The 25,340-nt window shown below is 64.1% G+C and carries 26 protein-coding genes and 1 pseudogene; 9 read left to right on the top strand and 18 right to left on the bottom strand.

The genetic code is table 11. The features are described 5' to 3' along the window. Position 1: 1 nt before the first annotated feature. The 7 genes from DY201_RS28215 to DY201_RS28245 all read right to left on the bottom strand — a co-directional run bounded on the left by DY201_RS28215 (position 2) and on the right by DY201_RS28245 (position 6,688). Positions 2-397 (bottom strand): RidA family protein, encoded by a 396-nt coding sequence (locus DY201_RS28215; RefSeq protein WP_067967726.1) that lies wholly within the window; start codon positions 395-397, stop codon positions 2-4. Next, positions 390-806 carry an acyl-CoA thioesterase gene (locus tag DY201_RS28220; protein ID WP_115734643.1) on the bottom strand — a complete coding sequence of 139 codons (417 nt, stop codon included), beginning with the start codon at positions 804-806 and terminating at the stop codon, positions 390-392. Before DY201_RS28220 ends, DY201_RS28215 begins: the two co-directional genes overlap by 8 nt. Positions 807-816: 10 nt before the next feature. After that, a complete protein-coding gene (locus DY201_RS28225; protein WP_425358776.1) occupies positions 817-2,010 on the bottom strand; it encodes an acyl-CoA dehydrogenase family protein in 1,194 nt (397 codons plus the stop codon). Between the two features lie 3 nt (positions 2,011-2,013). Next, positions 2,014-2,862, bottom strand: coding sequence for an enoyl-CoA hydratase family protein (locus tag DY201_RS28230; protein ID WP_115734644.1), 849 nt, complete (start codon positions 2,860-2,862; stop codon positions 2,014-2,016). Further along, complete coding sequence (locus DY201_RS28235) at positions 2,859-3,635, bottom strand: SDR family NAD(P)-dependent oxidoreductase (protein WP_115734645.1); 777 nt, start codon at positions 3,633-3,635, stop codon at positions 2,859-2,861. Before DY201_RS28235 ends, DY201_RS28230 begins: the two co-directional genes overlap by 4 nt. A 2-nt stretch (positions 3,636-3,637) precedes the next feature. Further along, positions 3,638-5,965: a bifunctional salicylyl-CoA 5-hydroxylase/oxidoreductase gene (locus DY201_RS28240; protein ID WP_115734646.1), complete on the bottom strand. Its 2,328-nt coding sequence runs from the start codon at positions 5,963-5,965 to the stop codon at positions 3,638-3,640. 174 nt (positions 5,966-6,139) lie between these two features. Beyond that, the gene (locus DY201_RS28245) at positions 6,140-6,688 is read right to left on the bottom strand and encodes a cysteine hydrolase family protein (protein ID WP_115734712.1); all 549 of its coding nucleotides are present in this window, start codon (positions 6,686-6,688) and stop codon (positions 6,140-6,142) included. Positions 6,689-6,793: 105 nt separating this feature from the next. Between DY201_RS28245 and DY201_RS28250 the strand changes: the two genes are divergently transcribed. Further along, complete coding sequence (locus DY201_RS28250; RefSeq protein ID WP_115734647.1) at positions 6,794-7,768, top strand: GlxA family transcriptional regulator; 975 nt, start codon at positions 6,794-6,796, stop codon at positions 7,766-7,768. 46 nt (positions 7,769-7,814) lie between these two features. Here DY201_RS28250 and DY201_RS28255 read toward each other — a convergent pair whose 3' ends face one another. From DY201_RS28255 to DY201_RS28265, 3 genes are all read right to left on the bottom strand, one after another. Beyond that, positions 7,815-8,339, bottom strand: a complete 525-nt coding sequence (locus DY201_RS28255; RefSeq protein WP_115734648.1) for a MarR family winged helix-turn-helix transcriptional regulator — start codon at positions 8,337-8,339, stop codon at positions 7,815-7,817. 95 nt (positions 8,340-8,434) lie between these two features. Further along, on the bottom strand, positions 8,435-9,403 hold the full coding sequence (locus DY201_RS28260) for a threonine ammonia-lyase (RefSeq protein WP_115734649.1): 969 nt from the start codon (positions 9,401-9,403) through the stop codon (positions 8,435-8,437). Continuing rightward, entirely contained in the window at positions 9,400-10,179 is a 780-nt protein-coding gene (locus DY201_RS28265; RefSeq protein WP_115734650.1) for a GntR family transcriptional regulator, read from the bottom strand. The genes DY201_RS28260 and DY201_RS28265 overlap by 4 nt, the downstream gene beginning before the upstream one ends. Positions 10,180-10,332: 153 nt before the next feature. On the opposite strand from DY201_RS28265, the gene DY201_RS28270 reads away from it, so the two are divergent. The 4 genes and pseudogenes from DY201_RS28270 to kynU all read left to right on the top strand — a co-directional run bounded on the left by DY201_RS28270 (position 10,333) and on the right by kynU (position 14,420). Next, positions 10,333-11,319 carry an ABC transporter substrate-binding protein gene (locus DY201_RS28270; protein ID WP_115734651.1) on the top strand — a complete coding sequence of 329 codons (987 nt, stop codon included), beginning with the start codon at positions 10,333-10,335 and terminating at the stop codon, positions 11,317-11,319. Between the two features lie 125 nt (positions 11,320-11,444). Next, positions 11,445-12,224, top strand: coding sequence for an ABC transporter ATP-binding protein (locus DY201_RS28275; protein ID WP_115734652.1), 780 nt, complete (start codon positions 11,445-11,447; stop codon positions 12,222-12,224). Between the two features lie 5 nt (positions 12,225-12,229). Then, the gene (locus DY201_RS28280; RefSeq protein ID WP_115734653.1) at positions 12,230-13,153 is read left to right on the top strand and encodes an ABC transporter permease; all 924 of its coding nucleotides are present in this window, start codon (positions 12,230-12,232) and stop codon (positions 13,151-13,153) included. 18 nt (positions 13,154-13,171) lie between these two features. After that, positions 13,172-14,420 (top strand): annotated as a pseudogene (kynU, locus tag DY201_RS28285) (kynureninase). 40 nt (positions 14,421-14,460) lie between these two features. On the opposite strand, the gene DY201_RS28290 reads toward kynU, so the two are convergent. The 7 genes from DY201_RS28290 to DY201_RS28320 form a co-directional block, all read right to left on the bottom strand. Beyond that, positions 14,461-15,147, bottom strand: a complete 687-nt coding sequence (locus DY201_RS28290; RefSeq protein WP_115734654.1) for an ABC transporter ATP-binding protein — start codon at positions 15,145-15,147, stop codon at positions 14,461-14,463. Further along, positions 15,144-15,893, bottom strand: coding sequence for an ABC transporter ATP-binding protein (locus DY201_RS28295; RefSeq protein WP_115734655.1), 750 nt, complete (start codon positions 15,891-15,893; stop codon positions 15,144-15,146). Before DY201_RS28295 ends, DY201_RS28290 begins: the two co-directional genes overlap by 4 nt. After that, the gene (locus DY201_RS28300; protein ID WP_115734713.1) at positions 15,886-16,857 is read right to left on the bottom strand and encodes a branched-chain amino acid ABC transporter permease; all 972 of its coding nucleotides are present in this window, start codon (positions 16,855-16,857) and stop codon (positions 15,886-15,888) included. The genes DY201_RS28295 and DY201_RS28300 overlap by 8 nt, the downstream gene beginning before the upstream one ends. 25 nt (positions 16,858-16,882) lie before the next feature. Further along, entirely contained in the window at positions 16,883-17,803 is a 921-nt protein-coding gene (locus tag DY201_RS28305; protein ID WP_115734656.1) for a branched-chain amino acid ABC transporter permease, read from the bottom strand. Between the two features lie 264 nt (positions 17,804-18,067). Continuing rightward, positions 18,068-19,204 carry an ABC transporter substrate-binding protein gene (locus tag DY201_RS28310; protein WP_115734657.1) on the bottom strand — a complete coding sequence of 379 codons (1,137 nt, stop codon included), beginning with the start codon at positions 19,202-19,204 and terminating at the stop codon, positions 18,068-18,070. Between the two features lie 44 nt (positions 19,205-19,248). Continuing rightward, positions 19,249-20,085 (bottom strand): tryptophan 2,3-dioxygenase, encoded by an 837-nt coding sequence (gene kynA / locus DY201_RS28315; protein ID WP_083948826.1) that lies wholly within the window; start codon positions 20,083-20,085, stop codon positions 19,249-19,251. Continuing rightward, positions 20,082-21,707 (bottom strand): AMP-binding protein, encoded by a 1,626-nt coding sequence (locus DY201_RS28320; RefSeq protein ID WP_115734658.1) that lies wholly within the window; start codon positions 21,705-21,707, stop codon positions 20,082-20,084. Before DY201_RS28320 ends, kynA begins: the two co-directional genes overlap by 4 nt. A gap of 315 nt (positions 21,708-22,022) precedes the next feature. On the opposite strand from DY201_RS28320, the gene DY201_RS28325 reads away from it, so the two are divergent. The 4 genes from DY201_RS28325 (at position 22,023) to DY201_RS28340 (ending at position 24,371) form a co-directional block, all read left to right on the top strand. Continuing rightward, complete coding sequence (locus DY201_RS28325; RefSeq protein ID WP_115734659.1) at positions 22,023-22,850, top strand: alpha/beta hydrolase; 828 nt, start codon at positions 22,023-22,025, stop codon at positions 22,848-22,850. Between the two features lie 442 nt (positions 22,851-23,292). Next, positions 23,293-23,661 (top strand): hypothetical protein, encoded by a 369-nt coding sequence (locus DY201_RS28330; RefSeq protein WP_131922405.1) that lies wholly within the window; start codon positions 23,293-23,295, stop codon positions 23,659-23,661. Then, complete coding sequence (locus DY201_RS28335) at positions 23,658-24,002, top strand: hypothetical protein (protein WP_131922407.1); 345 nt, start codon at positions 23,658-23,660, stop codon at positions 24,000-24,002. The genes DY201_RS28330 and DY201_RS28335 overlap by 4 nt, the downstream gene beginning before the upstream one ends. A gap of 57 nt (positions 24,003-24,059) precedes the next feature. Then, a complete protein-coding gene (locus tag DY201_RS28340; protein WP_115734662.1) occupies positions 24,060-24,371 on the top strand; it encodes a hypothetical protein in 312 nt (103 codons plus the stop codon). A gap of 34 nt (positions 24,372-24,405) precedes the next feature. Here DY201_RS28340 and DY201_RS28345 read toward each other — a convergent pair whose 3' ends face one another. Next, a complete protein-coding gene (locus DY201_RS28345; RefSeq protein WP_115734663.1) occupies positions 24,406-25,248 on the bottom strand; it encodes a LysR family transcriptional regulator in 843 nt (280 codons plus the stop codon). Positions 25,249-25,340 lie beyond the last annotated feature (92 nt).

The raw sequence follows: 25,340 nt of genomic DNA on the forward strand, positions 1-25,340 counted from the left end.
GCTATGCCGGGATGACCGCGGTGGCCTGGATCTCGATCTTGGCGCGGTCCTCGACCAGCGCCACCACCTGCATGGCGGCCATGGCGGGGAAGTGGCGGCCGATCACGTCGCGATAGGCCTGGCCGAGGCCGCGCAGGTTCTCGGTGTATTCCTTCTTGTCGGTGAAGTACCAGGTCATCGTGGTGATGTGGTGCGGCTCGGCGCCGCCGGCCTTCAGCACGGCGACGACGTTTTCCAGCGTCTGGCGCACCTGGCCGACGAAGTCGTCAGTCTCGAACTGGCACTGCGCGTTCCAGCCGATCTGGCCGCCGACGAAGATGGTGCGGCCGCTCGCGGCGATGCCGTTGGCATAACCGATGGGCTTGGCCCACCCTTCGGGTTGCAGGATCTCATGCATCTGTCGTCTCCAGGCGGCTTTCGAGTGCGGCGCGGAGGTCGTCCGGCCAGGCAAGCGATTTGTGGGTATCGAGCGAGGTGGCGACCACGCTGTGGCGGGCGCTCCAGAGCAGCGTGCCGGCGGCCGAAACCTTGTGCTCGAGATCGAGCGAGGAGCGGCCGATGCGGCGGACGAACAGCTCGAAGTCGAGCGTGTCGCCATGGAAGCCCGGATGGGCAAAGGTGAGGTCCAGTCGCACCGTCGGCGTGCCGATGCGCCGTTCGGCGATCAGGTCTTTCCACGGCGCACCGGCATCGCCGAAGAACTCCTCCAAAACACCGACGAGGATGTTCAGGTAAGACGGGAAGTAGGCGATTCCGGAGGGGTCGCAGTCTCCGAAACGGAGCGGCCTTGAGGTACGGAAGGGCACGTCAGCTCCCCTACCTCGAGGCCTTCATCAGCTCGCGGCCGATGATCAGCTTCTGCACTTCGGTGGCGCCTTCGTAGATACGCAGCGCACGGATCTCGCGATAGAGGCGCTCGGTGATCTCGCCGACACGCACGCCGCGGCCGCCGAACAGCTGCAGTGCCTGGTCGATGACCCACTGGGCGTTCTCGGTCGCCGTCATCTTGGCCATGGCGGCCTCGCGGGTGATCGGCAGCTTTTGCACGTCGCGCCGCCAGGCGGTACGCACGGTCAAGAGCGAGGCTGCGTCGATGGCAGTCGCCATCTCGCCCAGCGTGCTCTGAGCGGTCGGCAGGTCGGCCAGCGTCGCCCCGAACATCTTGCGGGACCTGGCGTGCGCGACGGCTTCGTCGAGGGCACGGCGGGCAAAGCCGAGGGCTGCGGCAGCCACTGACGGCCGGAATATATCGAGCGTGCGCATGGCAATCTTGAAGCCTTCGCCCGGTTCGCCCAACAGGTGGGATGCCGGGATGCGGCAATTGTCGAAGCTGACCCGTGCCAGGGGATGCGGGGCCATCGTCTCGATGCGCTCGGCGATCGAAAAGCCCGGCGTGTCGGCATAGACGACGAAGGCCGAGATGCCACGCGTGCCGGGCGCCTCGCCGGTGCGGGCAAAGACGGTGTAGACGTCGGCGATGCCGCCATTGGAGATGAAGACCTTCTCGCCGTCGAGCACATAGGTGTCGCCATCACGGCGTGCGCTGGTACTCATGGCGGCAACGTCGGAGCCGGCCTCGGGCTCGGTCAGGGCGAAGGCCGAGATCAGTTCGCCTCGGGCAATCCTAGGCAAGATGGCCTGCTTGAGGTCGTCCGAACCGGACAGGCTGATCGCCCCGGTGCCCAGGCCCTGCATGGCGAAGGCGAAGTCGGCGAGACCGTCGGCATAGGCCAGTGTCTCGCGGATCAGGCAGAGCGAGCGGCTGTCGATCACGTTCGACGCGCCGCCGAAGGCGGCCGGCACGCAGTGACGCAGGATACCCGCCTGGCCAAGCGCCGCCACCAGCTTCTTGCAGGCGCCGTCGGCGTTGCCATGGTCGATCTCGCCCAGCCCGCCGCTGGCGATGAAGGCGTCGAGTTCAGCCGCCAACGCGCGGTGGCTGTCGGCGAAGAACGGCCAGTCGAGGTGGTCGCGGGTTGGCGCACTGGTCGGCATCAAATGCGCGGCCATGGCTCAGTTCCCCTTGAATTCGGGCTTGGCTTTGGCGGCGAAAGCCTCGAAGGCGCGGCGGAAGTCGCCGGTCGCCATGCAGATCGCCTGGGCCTGCGCTTCGGATTCGATCAGCTGGTCGATGCCCATCGCCCATTCCTGGTCGAGCATCTTCTTGGTCATGGCATGCGCAAACCAGGGACCGTCGGCCAGGTTGCGGGCGAATTTCTGCGCCTCGGCGAGCAGTGCGCCACGCTCATGCAACGCGTTGTAGAAGCCCCAGGCATGACCCTCGGTCGAGGTCATGACGCGACCGGTGAACAGAAGTTCGGCGGCGCGGCCCTGGCCGATGATGCGCGGAAGGATGCCGCAGGCGCCCATGTCGGCGCCGGCCAGGCCGACGCGGGTGAACAGGAAGGCGGTCTTCGCCTCCGGGGTTGCGACGCGGTAGTCGGACGACATGGCGATGATCGCACCGGCGCCGGCGCAGATACCGTCGACGGCGGAGATGATTGGTTGCGGGCAGGCGCGCATCTGGCGCACCAGATCGCCGGTGAGGCGGGTGAAGTCGAGCAGGTCATGCATCGGCATGCGGGTCAGCGGCTCGATGATCTCGAAGACGTCGCCGCCCGAGCAGAAGTTGTTCTCGGCACCCGTGATGACGATGGCGCGCACGTCGCTGGCCCGGTGCAGGGAGCGGAACAGGTTGCCGAGTTCCTCGTAGCTCTCGAAGGTCAGCGGGTTCTTCTTCTCTGGGCGGTTCAGCGTGATCGTCGCGACCTTGCCGTCGGCATCGGTCTCGAACTTGAAGTGCTGAGCCTTGTGGCCCCGGAAGGGATGCTTCTTGTCCTGCATTGGGTTGGTCATGGTCATCCTCCCAGAACTTCGCCGCCGGCGACTGGGATCGCCTGGCCTGTGATTGCGGTGGCCTTTTCCGAGGTGAGCCAGAGCACGGTGTCGGCCACTTCCTCGGGGGTCACAAGCCGCCCTTGTGGATTGGCGCGGGCGAGCGTGGCGCGTGTCTCTTCGGCCGAGCGCCCGGTCTTGCCGGTGATGGTTTCGACGGCGCCGTCGAGCAGCGGTGTGTCGGTGAAGCCGGGGCAAACCGCGTTGACGGTGACGTCGGTGCGGGCAAGCTCAAGCGCCAGCGCGCGCGTCATGCCGACCACGCCATGCTTTGAGGCGCAATAAGCCGACACATAGGCATAGCCGGTCAGGCCGGCGGTGCTGGCGACATTGACGATGCGGCCCTTGCCGGCGCGCTTGACCGAGGCAAGCGCGGCCTGTGTGACCAGGAACGTGCCGGTGAGGTTGATGCCGATCACCCGGTTCCACAATGCGAGGTCGGTTTTGTCGAACGGTGCCGACGGCGCTTCGCCGGCGCAGTTGACCAGCACGGCGATGTCGCCTGCATGGGCAATCGCCTTGGCGATACCTGCCTCGACCGAATGCGCATCAGTGACGTCGAAGCCATCAAGGACGAAGGCCTCGCCGCCCATCTTGGCGATCTCGTCGCGCACCGCCTCGAGCGGCGCGGCACGCCGTCCGCACAGGCTGACGCCGTGGCCGTTGGCGGCGAGCGCCAGTGCGATGGCGCGGCCGATGCCGCTGCCGGCGCCAGTGACCAGGGCGTGACGCTTGGCCATGCTCATGCCTTGCCCGTGGGAACCGCCGCCGCGGCGCGAGCGAGGTTGTTCACATATTGGGCACGGGCCGAATGATACTGCTTTGGCCAGGCCTGCTCGGCATAGCCGATCTTTGCCGCCTCATGCATGACGAAAGACGGGTCGGCGAGGTGCGGGCGGGCGACGGCGCAGAGATCGGCGCGGCCGGCGGCGATGATCGAGTTGGCGTGATCGGCTTCCGAGATCGCACCCACGGCAATGGTCGGCACCTGGATCTCGTTGCGAATCTTGTCGGAGAAGGGCGTCTGGAACAGGCGGCCATAGACTGGCTGCTCTTCCTTCACCACCTGGCCTGACGAGCAGTCGATCATGTCGGCGCCGGCGTCCTTGAACATCCTGGCGAAGATCGCTGCGTCTTCCGGCGTGTTGCCGCCTTCGTACCAGTCATGGGTGGAGAGCCGCACCGAGATCGGCTTGTCCTCGGGCCAGACGGCACGAATGGCGCGGAACACTTCGAGCGGATAGCGGGCGCGATTCTCGTGGTTGCCGCCATATTCGTCGTCGCGCAGGTTGGTCAGTGGCGACAGGAAGGAGGACAGCAGGTAGCCGTGGGCGGCATGTAGTTCGAGGATGTCGAAGCCGAGGTCGCGGGCCCGCTCCGTTGCGCTGACGAAGTCGGCCAGAACGCGATCCATATCCTCGCGGGTCATGGCGCGCGGCATGTCCGAATGCTTGAGATAAGGCAGGGCGGAGGCCGAGATCAGCGGCCAGCCACCTGAGGTTACCGGCTGGTCGATGCCTTCCCAGGCAACCTTGGTCGCGCCCTTGCGGCCGGCATGGCCGATCTGGATGCCGATTTTCGCCAGCGTCTGCTGGTGGACGAAGTCGACCATGCGCTTGAAGGCTTTCGCCTGCTCGTCATTCCACAGGCCGAGGCAGCCGGGCGTGATGCGCGCGTCTGGCGACACGCAGGTCATCTCCGGGAAGACGAGTGCGGCGCCACCCATGGCGCGGGCGCCGATATGGACGAGGTGGAAGTCGTCGGGCAGGCCGTCGGTGGCCGAATACATCGCCATCGGCGACATCACGATGCGGTTCTTCAGCGTCAGCCCGCGGATCGAAAACGGCGTGAACATCGGCGGCGGTACCGAGCCGTTGGGGGCAGGCGACACGCCGGCGCGTTCGGCGAACCAGCGCTCGAAACCTTCCAACCAGTCCTTGTCGCGCAGGCGCAAATTCTCATGGCTGATGCGCTGCGAGCGGGTCAGCATCGAATACATGAACTGCTCGGGTTCGAGCGTGTCGGCATAACGCGTGCCCACGACTTCGAACCACTCCATGGCGTTGCGCGCCGCATTCTGGATGCGGGCGACGTCGACGCGGCGCACCTCCTCATAGGCTTCGAGCACGGCCGGGATGCTGGCCTTGTCGTGGCCGATGAGGTCGAACTGGCGGGTCAACTCGATGGCGTCATCAATGGCAAGCTTCGTGCCGGAGCCGATTGCGAAATGTGCGGTGTGGGCACTGTCGCCCATCAAGACGACGTGGCTTTGGCCATTGAAGTGGCTCCACTTGTCGCAGATCAGGCGGCCGAAATTCAGCCAGGCCGAGCCGCGCAGATGGCGCGCATTGGTCATCAGCTTGTGGCCTTCGAGCGTCCCGGCGAACAGCTTCTCGCAAAACGCGATGGACTGATCCTGGTCCATCTCGTCGATGCCATGCGCCTTGAACACTTCGTCGGTGGTTTCGACGATGAAGGTCGAGGTGTGGTCGTCGAAACGATAGATGTGCGCCTGGAACCAGCCGTGCTCGGTGCGCTGGAAGTCGAAGGTGAAGGCGTCGAAGCGCTTGTCGGTGCCGAGCCAGATGTAGCGGTTCGGCCGCATCACCATGTCGGGCTTGAAGATGTCGGCATATTTGTGCCGGATGCGCGAGTTCACGCCATCCGACGAGATGATGAGGTCGGCTTCGGGGAAGTCCTGGTCGCCCTGCACGTCGGTCTCGAATACCAGCTCGACGCCGAGCTCGATGCAGCGCTCCTGCAGGATGTTCAGCATCTTCTTGCGGCCGATGCCGACGAAGCCGTGGCCGGTGGTGCGGATCTTGCGACCCTTGAACACCAACTCGATGTCATCCCAGTGGTTGAAGGCGTCCTCGATGGTCTCGGCGGTAGCCGGGTCCCATTGGCGCATCGACTGCATCGTGGCGTCGGAGAAGACCACGCCCCAGCCGAAGGTGTCGAAGGGCCGGTTGCGCTCGACGACGGTAACCTGATGCTCGGGGTGCTGCTTCTTCATCAGCAGGGCAAAGTAGAGACCGGCCGGTCCGCCACCGATACAGACAATGCGCATGCCGTCCTCCTCCTGAAGCCGTTCGGTCAGGTGGACATGTGTGCCCGACCCTGACCATGGAGGTACCATGGACGCTTTCAAAAAAAACTTCAAGCTTAAAGTTATTTTGGAAGCGAGCGCAAAAAGGCCCCGGTCGGCGAGCGCGCGGCCGGGGCCAGAAGGGGCCCGGATGCACTAGCGCGACAGGTAGGTCGCGGTATCCACGAGTTCGCCATAGCCGAAGGCGATCGCTGCCATGACGGCGTCGTGGACCTGGTTGGCCGGCACCGTCTTGCCGCTGAACTCGAGATCGCGCGTGGCGCAGGCGTCGTGAACGACCGATGTCTTGTAGCCGAAGTCGGCCGCGGCACGGGTGGCGCCTTCGACGCACATATGGCTCATCGCGCCGATGATGACCACTTCCTCGATGCCCTTGGCATCGAGTGTCGCCTTAAGATCGGTTTCGCGAAACGAGTTGACGTAGTTCTTGGTGATGACCTTCTCGCCCTCGGCCGGGGCAACGGTGGCGTTGATCTCGACCCCTGGGGTGCCGGCAGCGAAGATCGGCGCGTCCGCGTCCTTTGAGACATGGCGAACGTGGATGACGGTGTCGCCCTTGGCGCGCGCCTGCTCGATGATGCGGGCGGCGTTTTCAGTTGCCTGCTCGATGCCGACGAGCGGCATGCGGCCGCCGGGGAAATATTCGTTCTGGATGTCGATGGCGATCACTGCGCGTTTGCTCATGTCCCTGATGCCTTTGCTGTTGGGAAGAATGTTGCCTGCAGGATGCAATGGATTATGGTGCCGGCCCATTGGCGATATCGACATAACAAGGGGTGATTTCGACAAATGGCAAAAGCTGGCGTCATCGAGATCGGGCTGGTGTTGTACCCCGGCGCGCAGATGTCGGCGGTGCTTGGCATGACCGACCTGTTCGAGCTCGCCAACCGCACCGCCGCACGCAAGAGCCGCGGTGCAGCGCCGAACCAGCTGCGCGTCAGCCACTGGCGTGCCGACCAGCCGGGAGTCGCTCCTGCGCGGGTATTCGACAGCCATCCGGGTGTTTCAGGCGTAGCCGAGGTCTACGTGGTGCCGCCGGCGCTTGGCGATCCTATTTCGCGGGAGACCGTCAGTCCCCTGGCAAGCTGGCTGCGTGAGCGTCACGGCGCCGGCAGCGTGCTGGCGTCCGTCTGTGCCGGCGCCTTCGTGCTCGGCGAGACCGGGTTGCTGGCCGGGCGGGCGGTGACGACGAACTGGGTCTATGACGAGGCGTTCCGGTCGCGTTTCCCCGAGGCTAGGCTCGACACCGACAGGCTGCTCATCGATGACGGTGACATCATCACTGCCGGCAGCCTGATGGCCTGGACCGACCTGGGTCTTCGGCTGGTCGACCGCTTCCTTGGGCCGACCGTGATGATCGAGACCGCCCGGATACTGGCGCTCGATCCTCCCGGACGCGAGCAGCGCTACTATAGCGCCTTCGCGCCGCGGCTCAGCCATGGCGACGCGGCCATCCTCAAGGTCCAGCATTGGTTGCAGGCGGGCGAGGGCAAGGAGCTGAACCTGGCCGTGCTGGCATCGTTGGCTGGATTGGAGGAGCGCACGTTCCTGCGCCGCTTCCAGAAGGCGACCGGACTCACGACGACCGAATATGGCCAGCGCCTGCGCGTCGGCAAGGCGCGCGAGCTGCTGCAATTCACCACGCAGACGGTCGACAAGGTGGCCTGGGCGGTTGGCTATGGCGACCCGGGCGCGTTCCGCAAGGTCTTTGCTCGCATCGTCGGGCTGACGCCGAGCGATTATCGCGCGCGGTTTCGGGCCTAGAGCACTTCAGCAACGCGGTTTTCCGTCAGGAACTGCGTCAAGAAACCTAGCTGCTCTTGGCCAGCGACGCGACGATCGAGCGTTTCAGCTTGCCGAGTTCGTCGAGCAGGATGCCGCCGTCCTTGGCCGACAAGCTGCCGAACAGGTCGCCGATCCAGTCGGCATGGGCTGCGGCCATCTTCTCGAATTCGGCGCGGCCGAAGGGCGTCAGCGCGATGATCTGGACGCGGCGGTCGGTGGGCGAGGTGGTGCGGCTGATGTGGCCGCTCTCGGCCAGACGCTCGACCAGGACGGTGATGTTGCCGGGTGATACCATCATGCGCTTGGACACTTCGCCCAGCACCATGCCGTCCTGGGCTCGTTCGAGCTGTGCCATCAGGTCGAAGCGGGGCAGGGTGGAATCGAACTCTTCGCGCAGGCGGCGGCGCACTTCTGTTTCAACCAGCGTCGAGCAGGTCAAAAGGCGCAGCCAAAGGCGAAGCTCGGTGCCGTGATCCGCAGGCGCTTCAAGCACCTTGGTCTCGCCGTCCACCCAGCCTTCGGCGCCGGCTGTATCCTTGCGCTCTTCCATCTGTGTCAGGGTCTTTCCTCGCCGCGGCCGGTGCGCCGGCTATCCTCTCGGGCAGTTGTAGTGCCGTTTCGCGCGATGGTACAAGCTTGAAAGGTTCAAGGGGCAGGAATGTCGCCGGCAAGCACCGCCGAATAAGCGGCGGCGTCGACGTTGCCGCCAGAGATCACGCAGACGATGTTGCCCCTGGCATGTTGGCTCGTCAGCGCCGCAGCCAGCGAAGCTGCCCCCGCGCCCTCGGCGACGACCTTGGATTTGGCGAACAGCATCCGCATAGCCTCGGTGACCTGCATCAGGCTGACTGACACCGCGCCGTCGATCAGCTCGCGCGCGATGGGCCACAGTTGCGGCACAAGCGACGGGCCGCCGATGCTCTTGATGAAGGAAGGGCGCGTCTCGATGTCGACGATGCGGCCGGCCGCAAGCGCCGCCGTCACAGGGGCGGCGTTCTCGTCCTCGACGGCGAAGACTTTTGCCTCGGGTCGCAAGGCCTTGACGGCGCTCGCCACGCCCGTGGTCATCGAGCCGCCGCCATAAGGCGTCAGCACGACGTCGACCTCGGGCAGGTCCTCGACAATTTCCATGCCGATGGAGCCGTTGCCCGACAGCACCGCCTGGTCCGTCACCGGGTTGATCAGGAGCTCGGGGAAATCGGGTCGGTCGGCGCCGATGATGTATTGCCACCATGTTTCCATGGAGATGAACCGGACCTCGCCGCCGAGGCGGCGCACGCCATCGATCTTGGTCTGTGGTGCCCCCGAATACATGTAGGCGGCCATCGGCACGCCAAGCCGGTTGGCAGCCCAGGCCATGCCATAGGCCATGTTGCCGGAGCTCGTGGTGGCGACACCCCGGGCGAGCGTCGCGCGGTCGCGTGACAGAAGGGCGTTCAGCGCTGGCCGCAGCTTGAACGCGCCAATCGGAGAAAGCGTTTCGAGCTTGAGGAAGATCTGCCGGTCGGGCAGGTCGAGATCGAGTCGGACCAGCGGCGTTCTCGGAACATGAGATGAGATCCGGGCGCGGGCGGCGCTGATTTCGTCAAGCGACGGGCGATAGGGGGCGGTCATTCGGCTGCCGACGGCGTTCTGAGGCTGCCGGCGCGGGCGGCGTGTCTGCTGCCGCTGTAGTCCTCGGTGTGGACATAGACGTGGAGCGTGTAGCCGATGTGGTCGATCATCAGCGCCTTGGCCTTTTCGAGGTCGCGATCGAGCGCTGCCTCCATGAGGGCGGTGTGCGGTCCGATCGACTGCGCCTCGCCAAGTGCTGCCATTGCCTCTTCATAGCCCTGCTTCTGGCCGGCGGCCGCCCGCAGGGTCGGTGCGAGTCCGAGGAACCTGTGATGGCGCCGGAGCTGGTCGGAGATCGTCGAACGGAATCGCAACAGCCAGTTCGAGGTTGCGGCGCTCAACAGCGCCGAGTGGAACGCTTCGTGCTTTTCGTCCCAATCATCGACGGAGGCGTCGGAAGGATCCTCGACTGCGGTCTTGCAGCGCGACAGGCGGTAATGCGCGGTAACGACAGCCGCTTCCCAGTCGCTGCCTCCCTTCTCGATCGATTCCAATAGAAGCGGCAGCTCGACCACCATCCTGGCTCGCGCCAGATCTTCCAGCTCCTGGCGCGAAACGGAAGCCACAGTGAAGCCGCGATTGGATATCGCCGTCACCAGCCGCTCGGCCTCGAGCCGCGACAGTGCCTCGCGCAGCGGCGTCCAGCCGACGCCGTAGGACGTGCGCAGCGCGCTCAGCTTGAGGGGCGCGCCCGGCATCAGCCGGGTCGTCAGGATGTCGCGGCGCAGCAGCCGGTAGGCTGCTTCCGTCTTGGTCGAGTGTTCGTCATCCTGCATCGCTATCCGTCCCCGTCTCTGTGAAAAAATTATATATCATGGGGGCTCATGGCAAGAATTATATATAATGTTTGACAGACCTCTCCGGACTGCTCATGATTGTCCCATGCTGCCGTTCAGGGGAGCGGTGCTTGTCAAATCTGGGAGGAATAGATGAGAAATTTGAAGTCCGGTCTGATGTCGGGCCTGATTTTGGCCGGCGCGCTCGCCGCCAGCCTGGGTGCCGCTGTTGCCGACCCGATCAAGATCGGCATCGCCAATTTCGGCGAGCACCCGCAGCTCAACGCCGCCGTCGCCGGTTTCAAGAAGGCGCTGGCTGACAATGGCTATGTCGATGGCAAGGACGTCGTCTTCACTGAAAGCCACACCAATTTCGACGCGTCGCTGGTTCCCCAGATGATCGCCAAGCTTCAGGCTGAACAGCCGAAGCTGATGTACACCGTCACCACCCCGGTCTCGCAGATCGCCAAGAAGGCGCTCGCCGGCTCGGGCATCAACATCGTCTTTTCGGCCGTGACCGACCCGGTCGCCGCCAAGCTGGTCCCGTCGTGGGAAGCCGGCGACGAAGGCATGACGGGTGCTACCGACCTGCAGGACGTTAAGGCGGTGATGGAATTCACCAAGAAGCTCTTGCCAAACGCCAAGCGTTTCGGCGTGCCCTACAATCCGGGTGAAGCCAACGACGTCGCTTTGGTCGAGAAGATCAAGGAAGCAGCACCTGCCGCCGGCTTCGAAGTGGTCGAAGTGGGTATCGACAACGTCAACGACATCCAGCAGCGCATCGCTTCGCTCGCCGGCAAGGTCGACGTGATCTACGGCCCGACCTCGAACCTGATCCAGCCGGCCATCCCGGCCGTTGCCGCCGCCGCCCGCCAGGCTGGCATTCCGGTCGTCAATGCCGACGACAATGCAGTCCGCGACGGTGTCGTGCCCGCCAGCTTCGCCGTGAACTACGAGCAGGTCGGCATCAATGCCGGCAAGATCGCCGCCGAAATCCTGAAGGGCAAGGACCCCAAGACCATTGCGCCTTCGCGCCCGGCCTATGAGGACCATGCCGCGACGATCTCGAAGAAGGCCATGGCCGCCTTCGGCATCGAGATCCCGGCGTCGCTCGCTGATTGCGGCTGCATCGTCGACTAATATTCGACTTCGTCAAAACTGGTAGCGGCGTTTGGCGCATCGGCCCAAGAGGTACGATGCGCAGGTTCAGAAACCTGGAGCGCTCTGGCGCTCCAGGGCGCCGTTGCCTTTTCCTGGAGGGACGGATGCTCGAAATCCGATCTGCACGTAAAGTTTTCTATAAGGGTCAGGCCGACGAAAAAGTCGCGCTGGACGGCCTCAGCCTCAAGCTCGCCACCGGCGAATTCGGCGTCGTCATCGGCTCCAACGGTGCCGGCAAGAGCAGCATGCTCAATGCCATTTCGGGCGCGCTGGTGCTCGATTCCGGCCAGATCCTGATCAATGGTGACGACGTCACCGGCATGCCCGTTCACAAGCGCGCCATCCGCTTGGCTCGCGTTTTCCAGGATCCGATGAAAGGCACCGCCGCCTCGATGACGGTCGCCGAAAACATGCTGCTCGCAGATCTGCGCAGCAAGAAGCGCACCTTGCGCCAGGGGCTCAATGCCACTCGCCTGGCGGCCTACAAGGAACGTCTGGCACTTCTCGGCCTCGGTCTCGAAAATCGCCTGGACACCCGCGTCGAACTGCTTTCGGGTGGCCAGCGCCAGTCGCTGTCGCTGATCATGGCGGTCGGCGGCTCTCCGGATCTCCTATTGCTCGATGAGCATACGGCGGCACTCGATCCGCGCACCGCCGACATCGTCATGCAGGCGACCGTGCGTGCCGTCGATGCCCTGAAGCTCACCACTCTGATGGTGACGCACAACATGCAGCATGCCGTCGATTTCGGTCACAGCGTCATCATGCTGGATGCCGGCAAGCTTCGGCTCGAAATCTCCGGCGAGGAAAAGGCCAAGGTGACGGTTGTCGACCTGATCGGCCATTTCTCCGTGAAAACCGACCGCATGTTGCTGGCGAGCTGATCATCATGGACTTTATCCAGACCGTTTTCACGAGCTTCGTCTCGCTCATTCCCGTCACCCTGGCGCAGAGCCTGATCCTGGCATTCGTCGTGCTCGGCATCATGATCCCGTTCCGCACCCTCAACTTCCCCGACCTCACCAGCGAAGGCGCATTCCCGCTCGGCGGCTGTGTCTGTGGTGTGCTTCTGGCAAGCGGTGCCTCGCCGCTGACAGCGCTTGCCGTCGCGCTCATCGCCGGGTTCCTCGCCGGCTGCTGCACCGCCTTCATCCACCTGCGGTTCCGCATCCACACGCTGCTCGCCGGCATCCTGATGATGACGATGCTGTACAGCATCAACCTGCGCATCATGGGCAAGTCGAACCTCTCGGTGTTCGGTGCGCCGACGGTGTTCGACTGGGCTCCATTCGTCCAGCCAGGTTTCCCGTTCGCCAAGATCATCGTCGCGGGACTGATCGGTGCGGTCATCTTCATCCTGCTCAACATGTTCTTCAAGACCGAGAAGGGCACCGCGATCCGTGCCGTCGGCGCCAATCCCGACATGGCCGAGGCGCAAGGCATCAATGTCTGGGTCGCCACCATCGGCGGCGTCGGCCTTGCCAGCGCATTCTCGGCCATCAGCGGTGCGCTTATGGTGCAGAGCCAGGGCTTTGCCGACGTCAACATGGGCCTCGGCATCCTGATCAACGGCCTTGCGGCGCTGATGATCGGTGAAGCCATCGTCGGCAAGCAGACGGTGCTGCGCCAGCTCGCCGCCCCGTTCGTCGGCGCGGTTGTCTACTACCAGCTGGTGTCGTTCTGTCTGGCCGCCGGCATGCCGCCCCCCGACCTGAAGCTCGCCACCGGCCTGTTCGTGCTCGCCATGCTGGCGCTGCCGAGCCTGCGTCGCAGCCGGGGACCGGCACAAGCACGCGAAACCATCCGCGAATAAGCAAGGATAGCCCACATCATGACTGCAATTCCCGATCTCGCCGTTGTCGAGGCGATGGACGCTGCCGATCCGCTGCGCTCGATGCGTGATCGCTTCATTCTGCCGGAAGGAGTGATCTATCTTGACGGCAATTCGCTGGGGGCTGCGTCGCATGCCGTCTTCAGCGAGCTCCAGGCGGCCGCGTCCAAGGAGTGGGCGCAGGACCTGATCCGCGCCTGGAACACCGCCGGCTGGTTCGACATGCCGACCGAACTGGGCGACCGAATTGGCCGCCTGATCGGTGCTGCACCCGGCCAGACGGTCGTCTGCGACACCACCTCGACCAATATCTACAAGGTGCTGCATGCTGCCCTTGCGATGCGGCCGGACCGTTCGGTCATTGTTGCCGAGGGCAACAGTTTCCCGACCGATCTCTACATGGCGGAGGGTGTCGCCTCGACGCGTGCCGGTGCCGTGCTCAGGCTCGAAGGCGTCGATGCGCAAAGCATCGAGGAACTGATCGACGACAAGGTTGCGGTGGTTCTCGTCAACCACGTCAACTACAAGTCGGGCGAGCTGCGCGACATGGCGGCATTGACCCAGAAAGCCCAGGCGGCAGGCGCCCTGATCGTCTGGGATCTCTGCCACACGGCAGGTGCCCTGCCGGTTGATCTTGACGGTGCCAATGTCGATTTCGCCGTTGGCTGCACCTACAAGTACATCAATGGCGGTCCCGGTGCCCCGGCCTTCATCTACGCCGCGACGCGTCATCTCGCCGACGTCCAGCAACCGCTGAGCGGCTGGTGGGGACATGCCAGGCCCTTCGCCTTCGAGCAGGGTTATGCGGCGGACGGCGGCCATCCGCCGGTTCCTGTGTGGCACCCAGCCGATCCTGACCATGCGGGCGCTCAAGGGCGCGCTCGATGACTGGGACGGCGTCGACATGGCAGCGCTGCGCAAGAAGAGCATCGCCCTGACCGACCTGTTCATCCAACTGGTCGAAGCCAGGTGCGGCGCCTACGGCCTCAAGCTGGAAAGCCCGCGCGACGGCACGAAGCGCGGCAGCCAGGTCTCGTTCGAGCACGACAACGCCTATGCCATCATGCAGGCGCTGATCGCGCGCGGTGTCATCGGCGACTTCCGTGCACCGGCTACGCTGCGCTTCGGCTTCACGCCGCTCTATGTCGGCTTCAAGGACGTCTGGCAGGCGGCCGAGATCCTCGAAGACATCATGCGGACCGGCGCCTGGAAGGAAGCCCGTTTTGCCGTCAAGTCGGCAGTGACCTGATCTCAGGTCGAATGAAAAAGGCGGCATCTGCCGCCCTTTTTCATACACCGAGATAGCGGTCCTGGATGTCAGGCGTCAGCCGGTCCGGCGTGCCTTCGAACACGGTCACGCCCTTCTCCAGCACGAAGCAGCGGTCGGCAACCGGCAGCAGTTCCGACAGCGTCTTGTCGACCACCAGGATCGACTGACCCGCATCCTTGAGCTTGCGGATCGCCGCCCAGATGTCCTGACGGATGACCGGTGCAAGTCCCTCGGTCGCCTCGTCCAGAATGAGCAGGCTGGGATTGGTCATCAGCGCGCGGCCAATCGCCAGCATCTGCTGTTCGCCGCCCGAGAGCGTGTTGGCATACTGGTCGCGTCGTTCGCCGAGGCGTGGAAACAGGTCGACGACTTTTTCCAGCGTCCACTCGCTGCCACGCGCTGCGGCAAGCAGGTTTTCCAGAACGGTCAGGTTGGGAAAGCAGCGCCGTCCCTCGGGCACCAGACCCAGGCCGAGGCGGGCGATGCGATGCGGGCGCATGCCGGCTACCTGGCGGCCGGCGAAGCTGATTGCACCGGAGCGCGGCTTCGCCAGGCCAAGAATGGAATTGATCGTCGTCGTCTTGCCCATGCCGTTGCGACCCATGAGCGCCACGACTTCGCCCTCCTTGACGTCGAGCGAGACGCCGAACAGCGCCTGCGATGCGCCGTAGAAGGTTTGGACGCCTTTGAGTTCGAGCAGGCTCACGCGGCTTCTCCGAGATAGGCCCGGCGGACTTCGGGGTCGTTGCGGATCTGGTCGACAGTGCCGGTGGCAATGACGCGGCCATAGACAAGCACGGAGATTCGGTCGGCGAGGGCGAAGACGGCATCCATGTCGTGCTCGACCAGCAGGATCGGCGCTTCATGGCGCAGGCCGTCGAGGAACTTGGTCAGCGCCTTCGAGCCCTCGGGACCCATGCCGGCCATCGGTTCGTCGAACAGGAAGGCCTTGGAGCCGAGCGCCAGCGCAATTGCGATCTCGAGCTGACGGCGTTCGCCATGCGACAGCTCGGCAGCGGGCACGTGGGCGCGTCCGGCGAGACCGACGCGCTCCAGCATCTTCATTGCCGGTTCGGTCAGGCTCTTGTCGCTCATGACAGGGCGGAAGAAGCGGAAGCTCGTGCCCTGGCGTGCCTGCACCGCCAGCATGACGTTGCGCAGGGCGGAAAACTCCTGCGCCAGCGACGAGATCTGAAAGCTGCGGCCGAGGCCGAGACGGGCGCGCGCGGCCATGTCGAGCCCGGCCATGTCCTGGCCGAGAAAGCGGATGCTGCCGCTGTCCGGCCGGAACGAGCCGGAGATCTGGTGGATCAGCGTGCTCTTGCCGGCGCCGTTGGGCCCGATCAGCGCGTGGATCTCGCCGGGCCTAAGTTCAAGGCTGACGCCATCTGTCGCCTTCAGGGCGCCGAAGGTCTTGCGGAGGTCGCGGATTTCGAGGATCGGCTCAGCCATGACGCGCCTTTCCGGCCAGCAGACCGAGCAGCCCGCCGCGGGCAAACAGAACGACACCGAGCAGGATCAACCCAAGGAAGAACTGCCAGCGTTCGGTGATGCCGCCAAGGGCGAATTCGAACAGGACATAGAGCATGGCCCCGGCGACGGGTCCGAACAACCGGCCCTTGCCACCCAGGATGATCAGCACGATCAACTCGCCCGACATATGCCAGGACAGCATGGAGGGGCTGACGAATTTGTTGAGGTCGGCAAACAGCGCGCCGGCGAGGCCGGTGACCATTGCCGAGATACCAAAGGCAACCAGCCTGATGTTGAATGGAGCGATGCCGACAGCGGACAGCCGCGTTGCGTTCTGCCGGGCCGCCTGCAACGCCGCGCCGAAGCGCGAGCCGCGCAGCAGCCAGAACAGACCGAGCGCCAGCATCAGAACTGCATAGCAGATCAGGAAATAGGACAGCGGCTGGGCGGTGTTCAGACCGGGGAATTCGTTGCGCACATAGATCGAAAGCCCGTCCTCGCCACCATAGGACGGCCAGGACACGGCGAAATAGTAGATCATCTGCGCGAAGGCGAGCGTGATCATGATGAAGTAGACGCCGGTGGTGCGCAGGCTGATGGCGCCGATCGGCAAGGCGATCAGGCCGCAGACGGCAGTCGCGACAAGCCAGATGACGGGCATCGACGCGGTGCCGGGGATGCCGGCGAACAGCGGCACGCCGTCAAAGGCATGGGTGGCGAGGATGCCGGCTGCATAGCCGCCCAGGCCGAAGAAGGCAGCGTGGCCAAACGACACCAGCCCGCCAAGGCCAAGTGCGATGTTGAGGCCGACGGCGGCGAGCGCCAGGATGGCGATGCGCGTTGCGAGCGTGATGTAGAACGGCTCACCCATCGTCTGCGCTACCAGCGGCAAGCCGAGCAAAAGCAGTGCGAGGCTGACGTTGACGATGGTTTCGCGGTTCATGAAGGGGGCGTTGGTCATGACACCCTCACGACTGCGTCGCAAACAGGCCGCTCGGCCTGAAGGCAAGGATGAGTGCCATGACGATGTAGATCAGCATCGAGGCAAGTGCTGCACCTATCGGGCCGGCCTGGGCGGCGGGGATTATCAGGGCCAGAGCCTTGGGCAGCAGGAAACGCCCCATCGTGTCGACGACGCCGACGAGGATGGCGCCGAACAAGGCGCCCTTGATCGAGCCGATGCCACCGATGACGATGACCACGAAAGCAAGGATCAGCGCCGGCTCGCCCATGCCGACCTGCACCGACTGCAATGCACCGACGAGCGCGCCGGCAAGGCCGGCCAGCGCAGCGCCAAGTGCGAAGACGACGGTGTAAAGGGTGCGGATATCGACGCCGAGTGCGGCGATCATCTCGCGGTCGGACTCGCCGGCGCGGATACGCATGCCGAGCCGCGTCCGCGAGATCAGCACATACAGGCCCAGTGCTACCACGACGCCGACGCCGATGATGGCGAGACGGTAGAGCTGGTACTGGCCGCCGCCGGGCAGGGGGACTGCGCCCTGAAGCAGCGGCGGAATGTCGAGATAGAGGGGGAACGAGCCGAACAGCCAGCGCGTACCTTCGGAGAAGATCAGGATCAGCGCGAATGTCGCCAGCACCTGGTCGAGATGGTCGCGGTCGTAGAGGCGGCGTATGACTGTCACTTCGATGATCGCGCCAGCCGCCGCAGCGGCAACGAGGCTTGCCGCCAGGCCGATCCAGAACGAGCCGGTGGCAGCCGCAACCGCAGCACATGCGAAGGCGCCGATCATGTAGAGCGATCCATGGGCGAGGTTGATCAGGCCCATGACGCCAAAGATCAGCGTCAGGCCGGCGGCCATGAGGAACAGCATCACCCCGAGCTGCAGCCCGTTGAGAAGTTGCTCGAGGAGCAGTGCTATGGACAAGGGGACGCTTTCGCTGGGCTGGGTGTCTGTTTGGTGGGATAGGGCAAACGCGCCCGCGACTATGTCATCGCTGGCGATGTCGACCCCCACTCCGGGGCCTTCGGGCCACCTCTCCCCCGTTCGACGGGGAAGAGGAAGTCCGGCGGCGTTCTGGCTCTTTTCCTCCCCCTTTTGAGGGGGAGAGGTGCCGAGCGCAGCGAGGCGGAGTGGGGGTCGGGCGCTCCGTACAAGGCCGGTCTGCTACGACTAACCCCCTTGTCCATCCTACATCTTGCACTGGTCGGAGTAGGCGTCCTTGTGGTGCTCGAAGGCGGTGGCGACGATCTTGTTGGTCAGCACGTCGCCTTCCTTGATCACTTCACGCACGTAGATGTTCTGCACCGGGTGGTTGTTGGTGTTGAAGGTGAATTCGCCACGCACCGACTTGAAATCGGCGGCCTTGAGTGCTGCGCGGAAGGCATCCTTGTCCTTGACGCTGGCCTTGCCGAGCGCTGACAGGATCAGGTTTGCCGTATCCCAGCTCTGGGCGGCATAGACCGAGGGCAAGCGCTTGTATTCGGCCTGGAAGGCCTCGACGAACTGCTTGTTGGCCTCGTTGTCGAGATCCTTGGACCAGCTCGCCGAGTTCTTGACGCCGAGGGCTGCGTCTCCAACCGCCGGCAGGATGTCCTGGTCGAAGGAGAAGCCCGGGCCCATGACCGGAATGTTCACGCCCGACTGGGCGTACTGCTTCATGAACGAGATGCCCATGCCGCCGGGCAGGAAGAAGAACACAGAGTCGGCGCCGGAATCGCGGATCTGGGCGATCTCGGCGGCGTAGTCGGTCTGGCCGACCTGGGTGTAGACTTCGCCGGCCAACTCGCCCTTGTAATAGCGCTTGAAGCCGGTCAGCGAATCCTTGCCGGCGGGATAGTTGGGCGCGAGGATGAAGGTCTTCTTGTAGTCCTTGTTGGCGTACTGGCCCATCGCCTCGTGGAAATTGTCGTTCTGGTAGGCGACATTGAAATAGTTCTTGTTGCACTTGGCGCCGGCGAGCGCCGACGGGCCGGCATTGGGCGACAGGTAGATGACGTCCTGCGCCACGGCGTTCGGCACTACGGCCATTGCAAGGTTCGACCAGATGATGCCGGTCAAAAGGTCGACCTTGTCGCTCTGGATCATCTTCTCGGCGAGCTGAACGGCGATCTCGGGCTTCTGGGCATCGTCCTCGACGACGAGCTCGACATCCTTGTTGCCGGACTGCTTCATGGCCAGCACGAACGCGTCGCGCATGTCGACGCCGAGGCCCGCACCGCCGCCCGAAAGCGTTGTGATGACGCCGATCTTCACCGGTTCGGCATAGGCCAGGCCGGATGCTGCCAACGAAAGGCCGAAAACTCCGGCTGCAATGATTTTCTTCATTAGGTTACTCCTCCCAAGTGTTCCCGATTATTTGATTTGAAGTCCTAGAGCCGGGTGCGAACTTTCCAGAGTTCGGGAAACAGTTCAACCTCCAGCATCTTCTTCAGATACGAGGCGCCAGACGTGCCGCCGGTGCCGCGTTTCATACCGATGATACGCTCGACCGTGGTGACATGGTTGAAGCGCCAGCGCCGGAAGTAATCCTCGAAATCGACAAGCTTCTCGGCCAGCTCGTAGAACATCCAGTAGCGTTGCGGATCGCGATATATCGCCTGCCAGGCGACGAGCACTTCTTCGCTTTCGCTGCGCGTTTCGCGCCAGTCGGTGCGCTTGCCGTCGGCGCCGATATCAAAGCCGTTGCGGCCAAGCAGCAGGATTGCCTCGTCATAGAGCGAAGGCTGGGCGAGAACCGCCTCGAGCTTTTCGCTGAGTTCGGGCTGGTGGGCGTGCGGGCGCAACATGGCTGTGTTGCGGTTGCCGGCCATGAACTCGATGGCTCGATACTGCCAGGACTGGAAACCCGAGGACTGGCCGAGCGAGTCGCGAAATTCGGTGTATTCGCTCGGCGTCATCGTCCTGAGCACATCCCAGGCGCTGTTGAGCTGCTCGAAGATGCGCGACACGCGGGTCAGCATCTTGAACGAGGGCTCAAGCTTGTCGGCACGGATCGAGCGGATCGCCGAGCCGATCTCGTGCAAAGCGAGCTTCATCCACAGCTCCGACGTCTGATGCTGGATGATGAACAGCATCTCGTCATGGGCGGTCGACAGCGGCGCCTGAGCGTCGAGGATCTTTTCGAGATGCAGATAATCGCTGTAGGACATGCGGTCCTTGAACGACATCTGCGCGCCCTCGACGGAGGGATCGTAAGGCTTGCTCAATTCATCTTCTCCGCACGCAACCGGAAGCGCTGGATCTTGCCGGTCTGGGTCTTGGGCAGGGCGTCGATGAATTTCACCGAGCGCGGGTATTTGTAAGGCGCGATCGTCGCCTTGACGTGATCCTGAAGGCGTTTGACGGTCGCGGCGTCGGCTGCCACGCCGGCAACCAGCACGACATAGGCCTCGACGATCTGGCCGCGTTCGCCGTCGGCCGCGCCGATGACGGCGCATTCGGCGACTTCGGGGTGCGAGAACAGGGCGGCTTCAACCTCGGGACCGGCGATGTTGTAGCCGGCGCTGACGATCATGTCGTCGGAACGCGCGGCGAAGTGGAAGAAGCCGTCGGTGTCCTGGATGAAGGCATCGCCGGTCAGGTTCCAGCCGTCGCGGACATATTCGAGCTGCCTGTCATCGGACATGTAGCGGCAGCCGGTCGGGCCGCGGACGGCGAGCTTGCCGACCGTGCCGCGCGACACCTCGTTCATGTCGCCGTCGACGACCCGCGCTTCATAGCCGCCGACCGGCTTGCCGGTGGAGGCGGGTTTCATGTCCTCGAAGCGGTTGGAGATGAAGATATGCAGCATCTCTGTGGCGCCGATGCCGTCGAGGATCGGCTTGCCCGTCTTGGCCAGCCATTCCTCGAACACCGGTCCGGGCAAGGTCTCGCCGGCAGAGACCGCGACGCGCAGCGACGACAGGTCGGCACCTTCGTCCATGGCCTTCAGCATGGCGCGATAAGCGGTCGGCGCGGTGAACGAGATCGTCGCCTTGTAGGTCTCGATGATGTGGATCATGTTCGGCGGCGTCGCCTGCTCGAGCAGGGTCGCGGCCGCACCGAAGCGCAATGGGAAAATGGCCAGGCCGCCAAGACCGAAGGTGAATGCCAGAGGCGGCGAGCCGACGAAGACGTCGTCGGAGGTGACAGAAAGCACCTCCTTGGCATAGGCGTCGGCGATAATCAGCAGGTCGCGATGGAAATGCATCGTCGCCTTCGGCACGCCCGTGGTGCCCGAGGTGAAGCCGAGCAGGGCGACGTCGTCGCGGCCGGTCTTGACCGCTTCGAAGATGACGGATTTGTCGAGCGCGACCCGGTCGAGTTCGGCGTCATGGTTGGCGGTGCCGTCGAAGCCGATCACCTTGGTCAGGAAGGCGCTATCCTTTGCGCAGGCGATCATCTCGTCCATCAGGCGCGTGTCGCAAAGCGCTAAGGTAATCTCTGCCTTGTCGACGATCTTGGCGAGCTCACCGGCGCGCAGCATCGGCATGGTGTTGACGACGACAGCACCTGCCTTGGTCGCGGCCAGCCAGCAGGCGACCATGGCCGGGTTGTTGGCCGAGCGGATCAGCACCCGGTTGCCGGGCTTGACGCCGTAGTTCTCGACCAGCGCATGCGCCAGCCGGTTGGTCCAGTCGGACAGCTCCTTGTAGGTGCGGCGGCGGCCATTGCCAATCAGGGCGGTGTGGTCGCCGAGGCCTTTTTCGACCAGGCGATCGGTCAACTCTACACCGGCATTGAGGTATTCGGGGTAGTCGAAGCCGTCGAGCAGGAAGTCCGGCCACTGCTCCTGTGGCGGCAGGTTGTCGCGCGTGAAGGTGTCGATATGCGCTGACGGTCCAAGCATTCTGCGGCTGTCCCCTACCTGCTCATCGGCATGACGGAAGCGCCATGCGTGCGTTGGAATGCGGTACTTCGGGGAAGGCGCCGCGCCGCAAAGGGGCAGCCATTCGGCACAAGCCGCGGCACCCTTTCTGCGCGATCGTCATGCGATCGGCGTCTGGCACAGCGAGACCTCCCACGTTCTCGGCTGATAGCTGAGAATTGCACCGGACCAAAATTATTTCAAGCATAAAGTTTCTTACGCTGGCCCATTGACGTGATCCGGCACGCTGGCCATTGCTATGCACCTGAATTGCTGCCGCCTTGGAGGGATGCCCGCATGCTCGAACGCCGTATCGCCGATTGGGACAACGCCTACACCAATGGCGCCAACATCGCCGGCGGCGATCGTTGGCCGGCTGCCTGGGTGGAACCGTCGCAGTCGTTTCGCGACACCCTGTCGGCAGCTGAAAGGGCGCAGCTCGACATCGTCTATGGCGACAGGCCGCGTAACCGGCTCGACCTGTTCCTGCCTGAAGGCAAGCCGAAAGGCTTGGTCGTGTTCGTGCACGGCGGTTACTGGATGGCGCTCGACAAGAGCTATTGGTCGCATCTCGCCAAGGGCTCCATCGACAGCGGTTACGCGGTGGCGATGCCGTCCTACACCTTGTGCCCCGAAGTCAGGATTGGCGACATCGTGCGTGAAGTCGGCGCAGCGATCGACAAGGCAGCCGCGTTGGTCGAAGGCCCGATCATGCTGACCGGCCATTCCGCGGGCGGACACCTGGTGTCGCGCATGGTCGCGGCAGCTTCCCCGCTTGCGCCCGAAGTCCAGCATCGTATCCGTCATGTCGTCTCGCTCTCGGGCGTGCATGACCTCCGGCCGCTGATCAACACCGGCATGAACAAGACGCTCCACATCGACGAGGCCGAGGCGCTGGCCGAAAGCCCGGCGCTGCTGCGGCCGGTGGACAACGTCCGGATCACCTGCTGGGTCGGCGGTGGCGAGCGCGCCGAGTTCCTGCGCCAGAACGCATTGCTCGCCAATATCTGGACCGGTCTTGGTGCGGCGACGGCGACCGTGGTCGAGCCCGACCGGCATCATTTCAGTGTCATCGACGGACTTGCCGACAAGGACCATGCGCTGACAAGGACCTTGCTCGGCTGAACATACGCGGAGTGTGAGATCGTGGCGGCGATCAAAGCGCGCATCGGCGCGGTCTTTGTACCGGTACGGGAAGGCCGGCAGGGGTCTCGATCCCTTTGACGCGCCTGCCGGGCGCCACGCCCGGGCTGCCTTGCGCGTCGCCCTGCGGCAGAAGGCACGCCTGGCCGAGCATATCGGCGACGAAGCGCGCGTCTGAAGGATCGCAGCCTGGCAAGCAGGCTTCGAGCAGGCGGAGCCTGAGGTCGAGGACGATGATGGCCGGGTCACGCGGCCTGAGCTTTTGCTGCGCCCGGTGACTTTCAGTGGACGTTCCGGGCCTCGCCGAAAGAGCAACAAATCTCGGCCAAACTAAACTTGATATTTACAGTCATGTTTTATATGTTGCCATTGTGTCCGAGAAGGAAGGCCGCGACGGCCACCGTCGGCACGATGGGACTAGGTCGTGGCAACAGCTCTTTCGGCGATGAATGTCGGAACGCATGGGATCAGCAGGCTGGGCTTGCGCGCGACCAGTGCTGCGGTCGAGCTGACGCGGGCCGAACTTCATCAATTGGTCTGGTCGCGACCGATGACCGAGATCGCCGTCCAGCTTGGCGTGCGCGACCAGCAGATAGCGCAGGCCTGCGATCGCCACGACATCGCCCGCCCGCAGCCGGGGCATTGGCAGAAACTGCAATACGGCAAGGGCGTTGAGATCCGGCCGCTGTCGACCGAATCCTATGCTGCGGAAGAGCCGGTCGTCATCGCCGGCCGGGAGCCTTTTTCGCGGCCGGGCGATAACGAGCTTGCACCGGAGACCAGCAGGCCATGATGCATTTCAATCCCCTTAAGGATGCCGGCGAGCCGCAGGGCGACAACATACGACGCTATCGCGAGACGTTCGCCGAGGTCGAAGCGTTGGGCGCCCGGGTTCGTCGGGCAAGGCGGCAGGCTGATCTGAGCCTGAAGCGGGTTAACTCCGCGCCCGAACCCCACAGCGCCGGCAATGCCGTTTTCGCAGTTGAGCTCGAACGCCATCGTGCCGACCGCGAGACGATGTTCGAGGCGATGCGCAAGCTAGATGCCGCGCGTCAGGCGCTGCGGGCAATCGCATCGGATTTCGCCATGGATCAGGACAAGGCTGCCGCGGCAAATCTACGCCGCCCTGCCTGAGGCAGGGCCGGACCGTCCCGGGACAACATATCAGCTGGAGACTATCGAGTGTCAAAGATGGCCGAGATCGAGCGCCGCAGTGAAGAGGCGTCGGCGCATATCCGCGCAACGATCATGAACGAGTTTTGCGAAGTCATGCACAAGACGGGCCTGTCACCGATTGCGGTGATGCGCCTTGCCGCACAGGCGGTAGGCTCGATTTACCGCGAAGTGGCCGACGTTCATGCCTGCCCCGATGGTTGCCCATGCGGCTGGCGTCCACATGAAGCTTCCGACATCGAGGTGCTTGAAGCAGCACTGGCGGCTGCGTGCCGGCAACACCGCCGCAGCCACGATCTGCGTTTGATGCGGGTCATCGGCAGCGCCTGATCGGACAGCGGACAGTCTGCGTGGCGTTGCGCCTTTACCGGACTGTCTGCCTGAGGCCTGCCAGCGCCTCCTGCACGTCGACCCGTGCTTCGCTGGCTTCGGGCCAGACGGCATACACCGGATAGGTAAACTCTGGTGCGCCTTCGACGGTTTCCAGCTCGCCCGCAGCGATCAAGGGGGCAACCACGCCCTTGCGGAAATAGCCCATGCCGCCGGCGCGCAGGATATAGCTCAGGCCGAGTGGACCGAGGCCGACAACTAGGCCTGGCTCGCCGAACGCCGTCGAACTGGCATCGTGCTGGGCGGCAAACAATGGCCCCCACTCGACATAGACATAGGTGTCGGCCTCCGGTCTGCCGTTGCCGGGCAAGGTCCTGACCAGGACGAGTTGCTCTTCCTGAAGTATCTCGACCTTGAAGCCGGGCAGCAATTTCGGCGCATAGAGTACCGCGATATCGAGCACGCCGTTCCTGAGCTGATCGAGCAACTGGTCCGGCACACCGACATGGGCGTGAACGGCGATCTCCGGCCTGGTCTTCTTCATCCACACCAGCCAATCGAGCAGCAGCGGGTTCCACAAGCTGAGCTCGCCGCCCAGCGCAACCACGCTTGTCCGCCCGGATGGGATGGCCAACTGGTAGCGGGCGCGTTCCCAGATCTGGACGAAGGACTGGGCGAAGCGCTCGAACTCGCGGCCGGCCGGGGTCAGTTGTGCCCCGTTGCGGTTGCGCACGAACAGCTGACGGCCCAGTTCATCCTCCAGCGTGCGGATCCGGGCGCTGACGGTCGTCTGGGTGACATGAAGGCGATCGGCCGCCCTGAGGAAGCTGCCGCAATGAACGATCTCGAGAAATGTGCGCGCGCGGTCGATATCCATGGGCGCATTAGTGCAAAATAATTGCATCAATGCAGCATTTAATTCCGTTTGCCTTCTGGATTGATGGAGCGCACCTTTTCCGCATCGATGAT

Origin of the sequence: Aminobacter aminovorans (assembly GCF_900445235.1) — a bacterium.
Lineage (GTDB): Bacteria > Pseudomonadota > Alphaproteobacteria > Rhizobiales > Rhizobiaceae > Aminobacter > Aminobacter aminovorans.

What these genes read in the sequence shown, in the direction of transcription:
- DY201_RS28270 (WP_115734651.1), top strand. Translation starts at nt 10,333, where the DNA reads ATGAGAAATTTGAAGTCCGGTCTGATGTCGGGCCTGATTTTGGCCGGC.
- DY201_RS28275 (WP_115734652.1), top strand. Translation starts at nt 11,445, where the DNA reads ATGCTCGAAATCCGATCTGCACGTAAAGTTTTCTATAAGGGTCAGGCC.
- DY201_RS28255 (WP_115734648.1), bottom strand. Translation starts at nt 8,339, where the DNA reads ATGGAAGAGCGCAAGGATACAGCCGGCGCCGAAGGCTGGGTGGACGGC.
- DY201_RS28280 (WP_115734653.1), top strand. Translation starts at nt 12,230, where the DNA reads ATGGACTTTATCCAGACCGTTTTCACGAGCTTCGTCTCGCTCATTCCC.
- DY201_RS28235 (WP_115734645.1), bottom strand. Translation starts at nt 3,635, where the DNA reads ATGGCCAAGCGTCACGCCCTGGTCACTGGCGCCGGCAGCGGCATCGGC.
- DY201_RS28250 (WP_115734647.1), top strand. Translation starts at nt 6,794, where the DNA reads ATGGCAAAAGCTGGCGTCATCGAGATCGGGCTGGTGTTGTACCCCGGC.
- DY201_RS28310 (WP_115734657.1), bottom strand. Translation starts at nt 19,204, where the DNA reads ATGAAGAAAATCATTGCAGCCGGAGTTTTCGGCCTTTCGTTGGCAGCA.
- DY201_RS28260 (WP_115734649.1), bottom strand. Translation starts at nt 9,403, where the DNA reads ATGACCGCCCCCTATCGCCCGTCGCTTGACGAAATCAGCGCCGCCCGC.
- DY201_RS28265 (WP_115734650.1), bottom strand. Translation starts at nt 10,179, where the DNA reads ATGCAGGATGACGAACACTCGACCAAGACGGAAGCAGCCTACCGGCTG.
- DY201_RS28215 (WP_067967726.1), bottom strand. Translation starts at nt 397, where the DNA reads ATGCATGAGATCCTGCAACCCGAAGGGTGGGCCAAGCCCATCGGTTAT.
- DY201_RS28320 (WP_115734658.1), bottom strand. Translation starts at nt 21,707, where the DNA reads ATGCTTGGACCGTCAGCGCATATCGACACCTTCACGCGCGACAACCTG.
- DY201_RS28325 (WP_115734659.1), top strand. Translation starts at nt 22,023, where the DNA reads ATGCTCGAACGCCGTATCGCCGATTGGGACAACGCCTACACCAATGGC.
- DY201_RS28335 (WP_131922407.1), top strand. Translation starts at nt 23,658, where the DNA reads ATGATGCATTTCAATCCCCTTAAGGATGCCGGCGAGCCGCAGGGCGAC.
- DY201_RS28240 (WP_115734646.1), bottom strand. Translation starts at nt 5,965, where the DNA reads ATGCGCATTGTCTGTATCGGTGGCGGACCGGCCGGTCTCTACTTTGCC.
- DY201_RS28300 (WP_115734713.1), bottom strand. Translation starts at nt 16,857, where the DNA reads ATGAACCGCGAAACCATCGTCAACGTCAGCCTCGCACTGCTTTTGCTC.
- DY201_RS28225 (WP_425358776.1), bottom strand. Translation starts at nt 2,010, where the DNA reads ATGGCCGCGCATTTGATGCCGACCAGTGCGCCAACCCGCGACCACCTC.
- DY201_RS28245 (WP_115734712.1), bottom strand. Translation starts at nt 6,688, where the DNA reads ATGAGCAAACGCGCAGTGATCGCCATCGACATCCAGAACGAATATTTC.
- DY201_RS28230 (WP_115734644.1), bottom strand. Translation starts at nt 2,862, where the DNA reads ATGACCATGACCAACCCAATGCAGGACAAGAAGCATCCCTTCCGGGGC.
- DY201_RS28295 (WP_115734655.1), bottom strand. Translation starts at nt 15,893, where the DNA reads ATGGCTGAGCCGATCCTCGAAATCCGCGACCTCCGCAAGACCTTCGGC.
- DY201_RS28345 (WP_115734663.1), bottom strand. Translation starts at nt 25,248, where the DNA reads ATGGATATCGACCGCGCGCGCACATTTCTCGAGATCGTTCATTGCGGC.
- DY201_RS28340 (WP_115734662.1), top strand. Translation starts at nt 24,060, where the DNA reads ATGGCCGAGATCGAGCGCCGCAGTGAAGAGGCGTCGGCGCATATCCGC.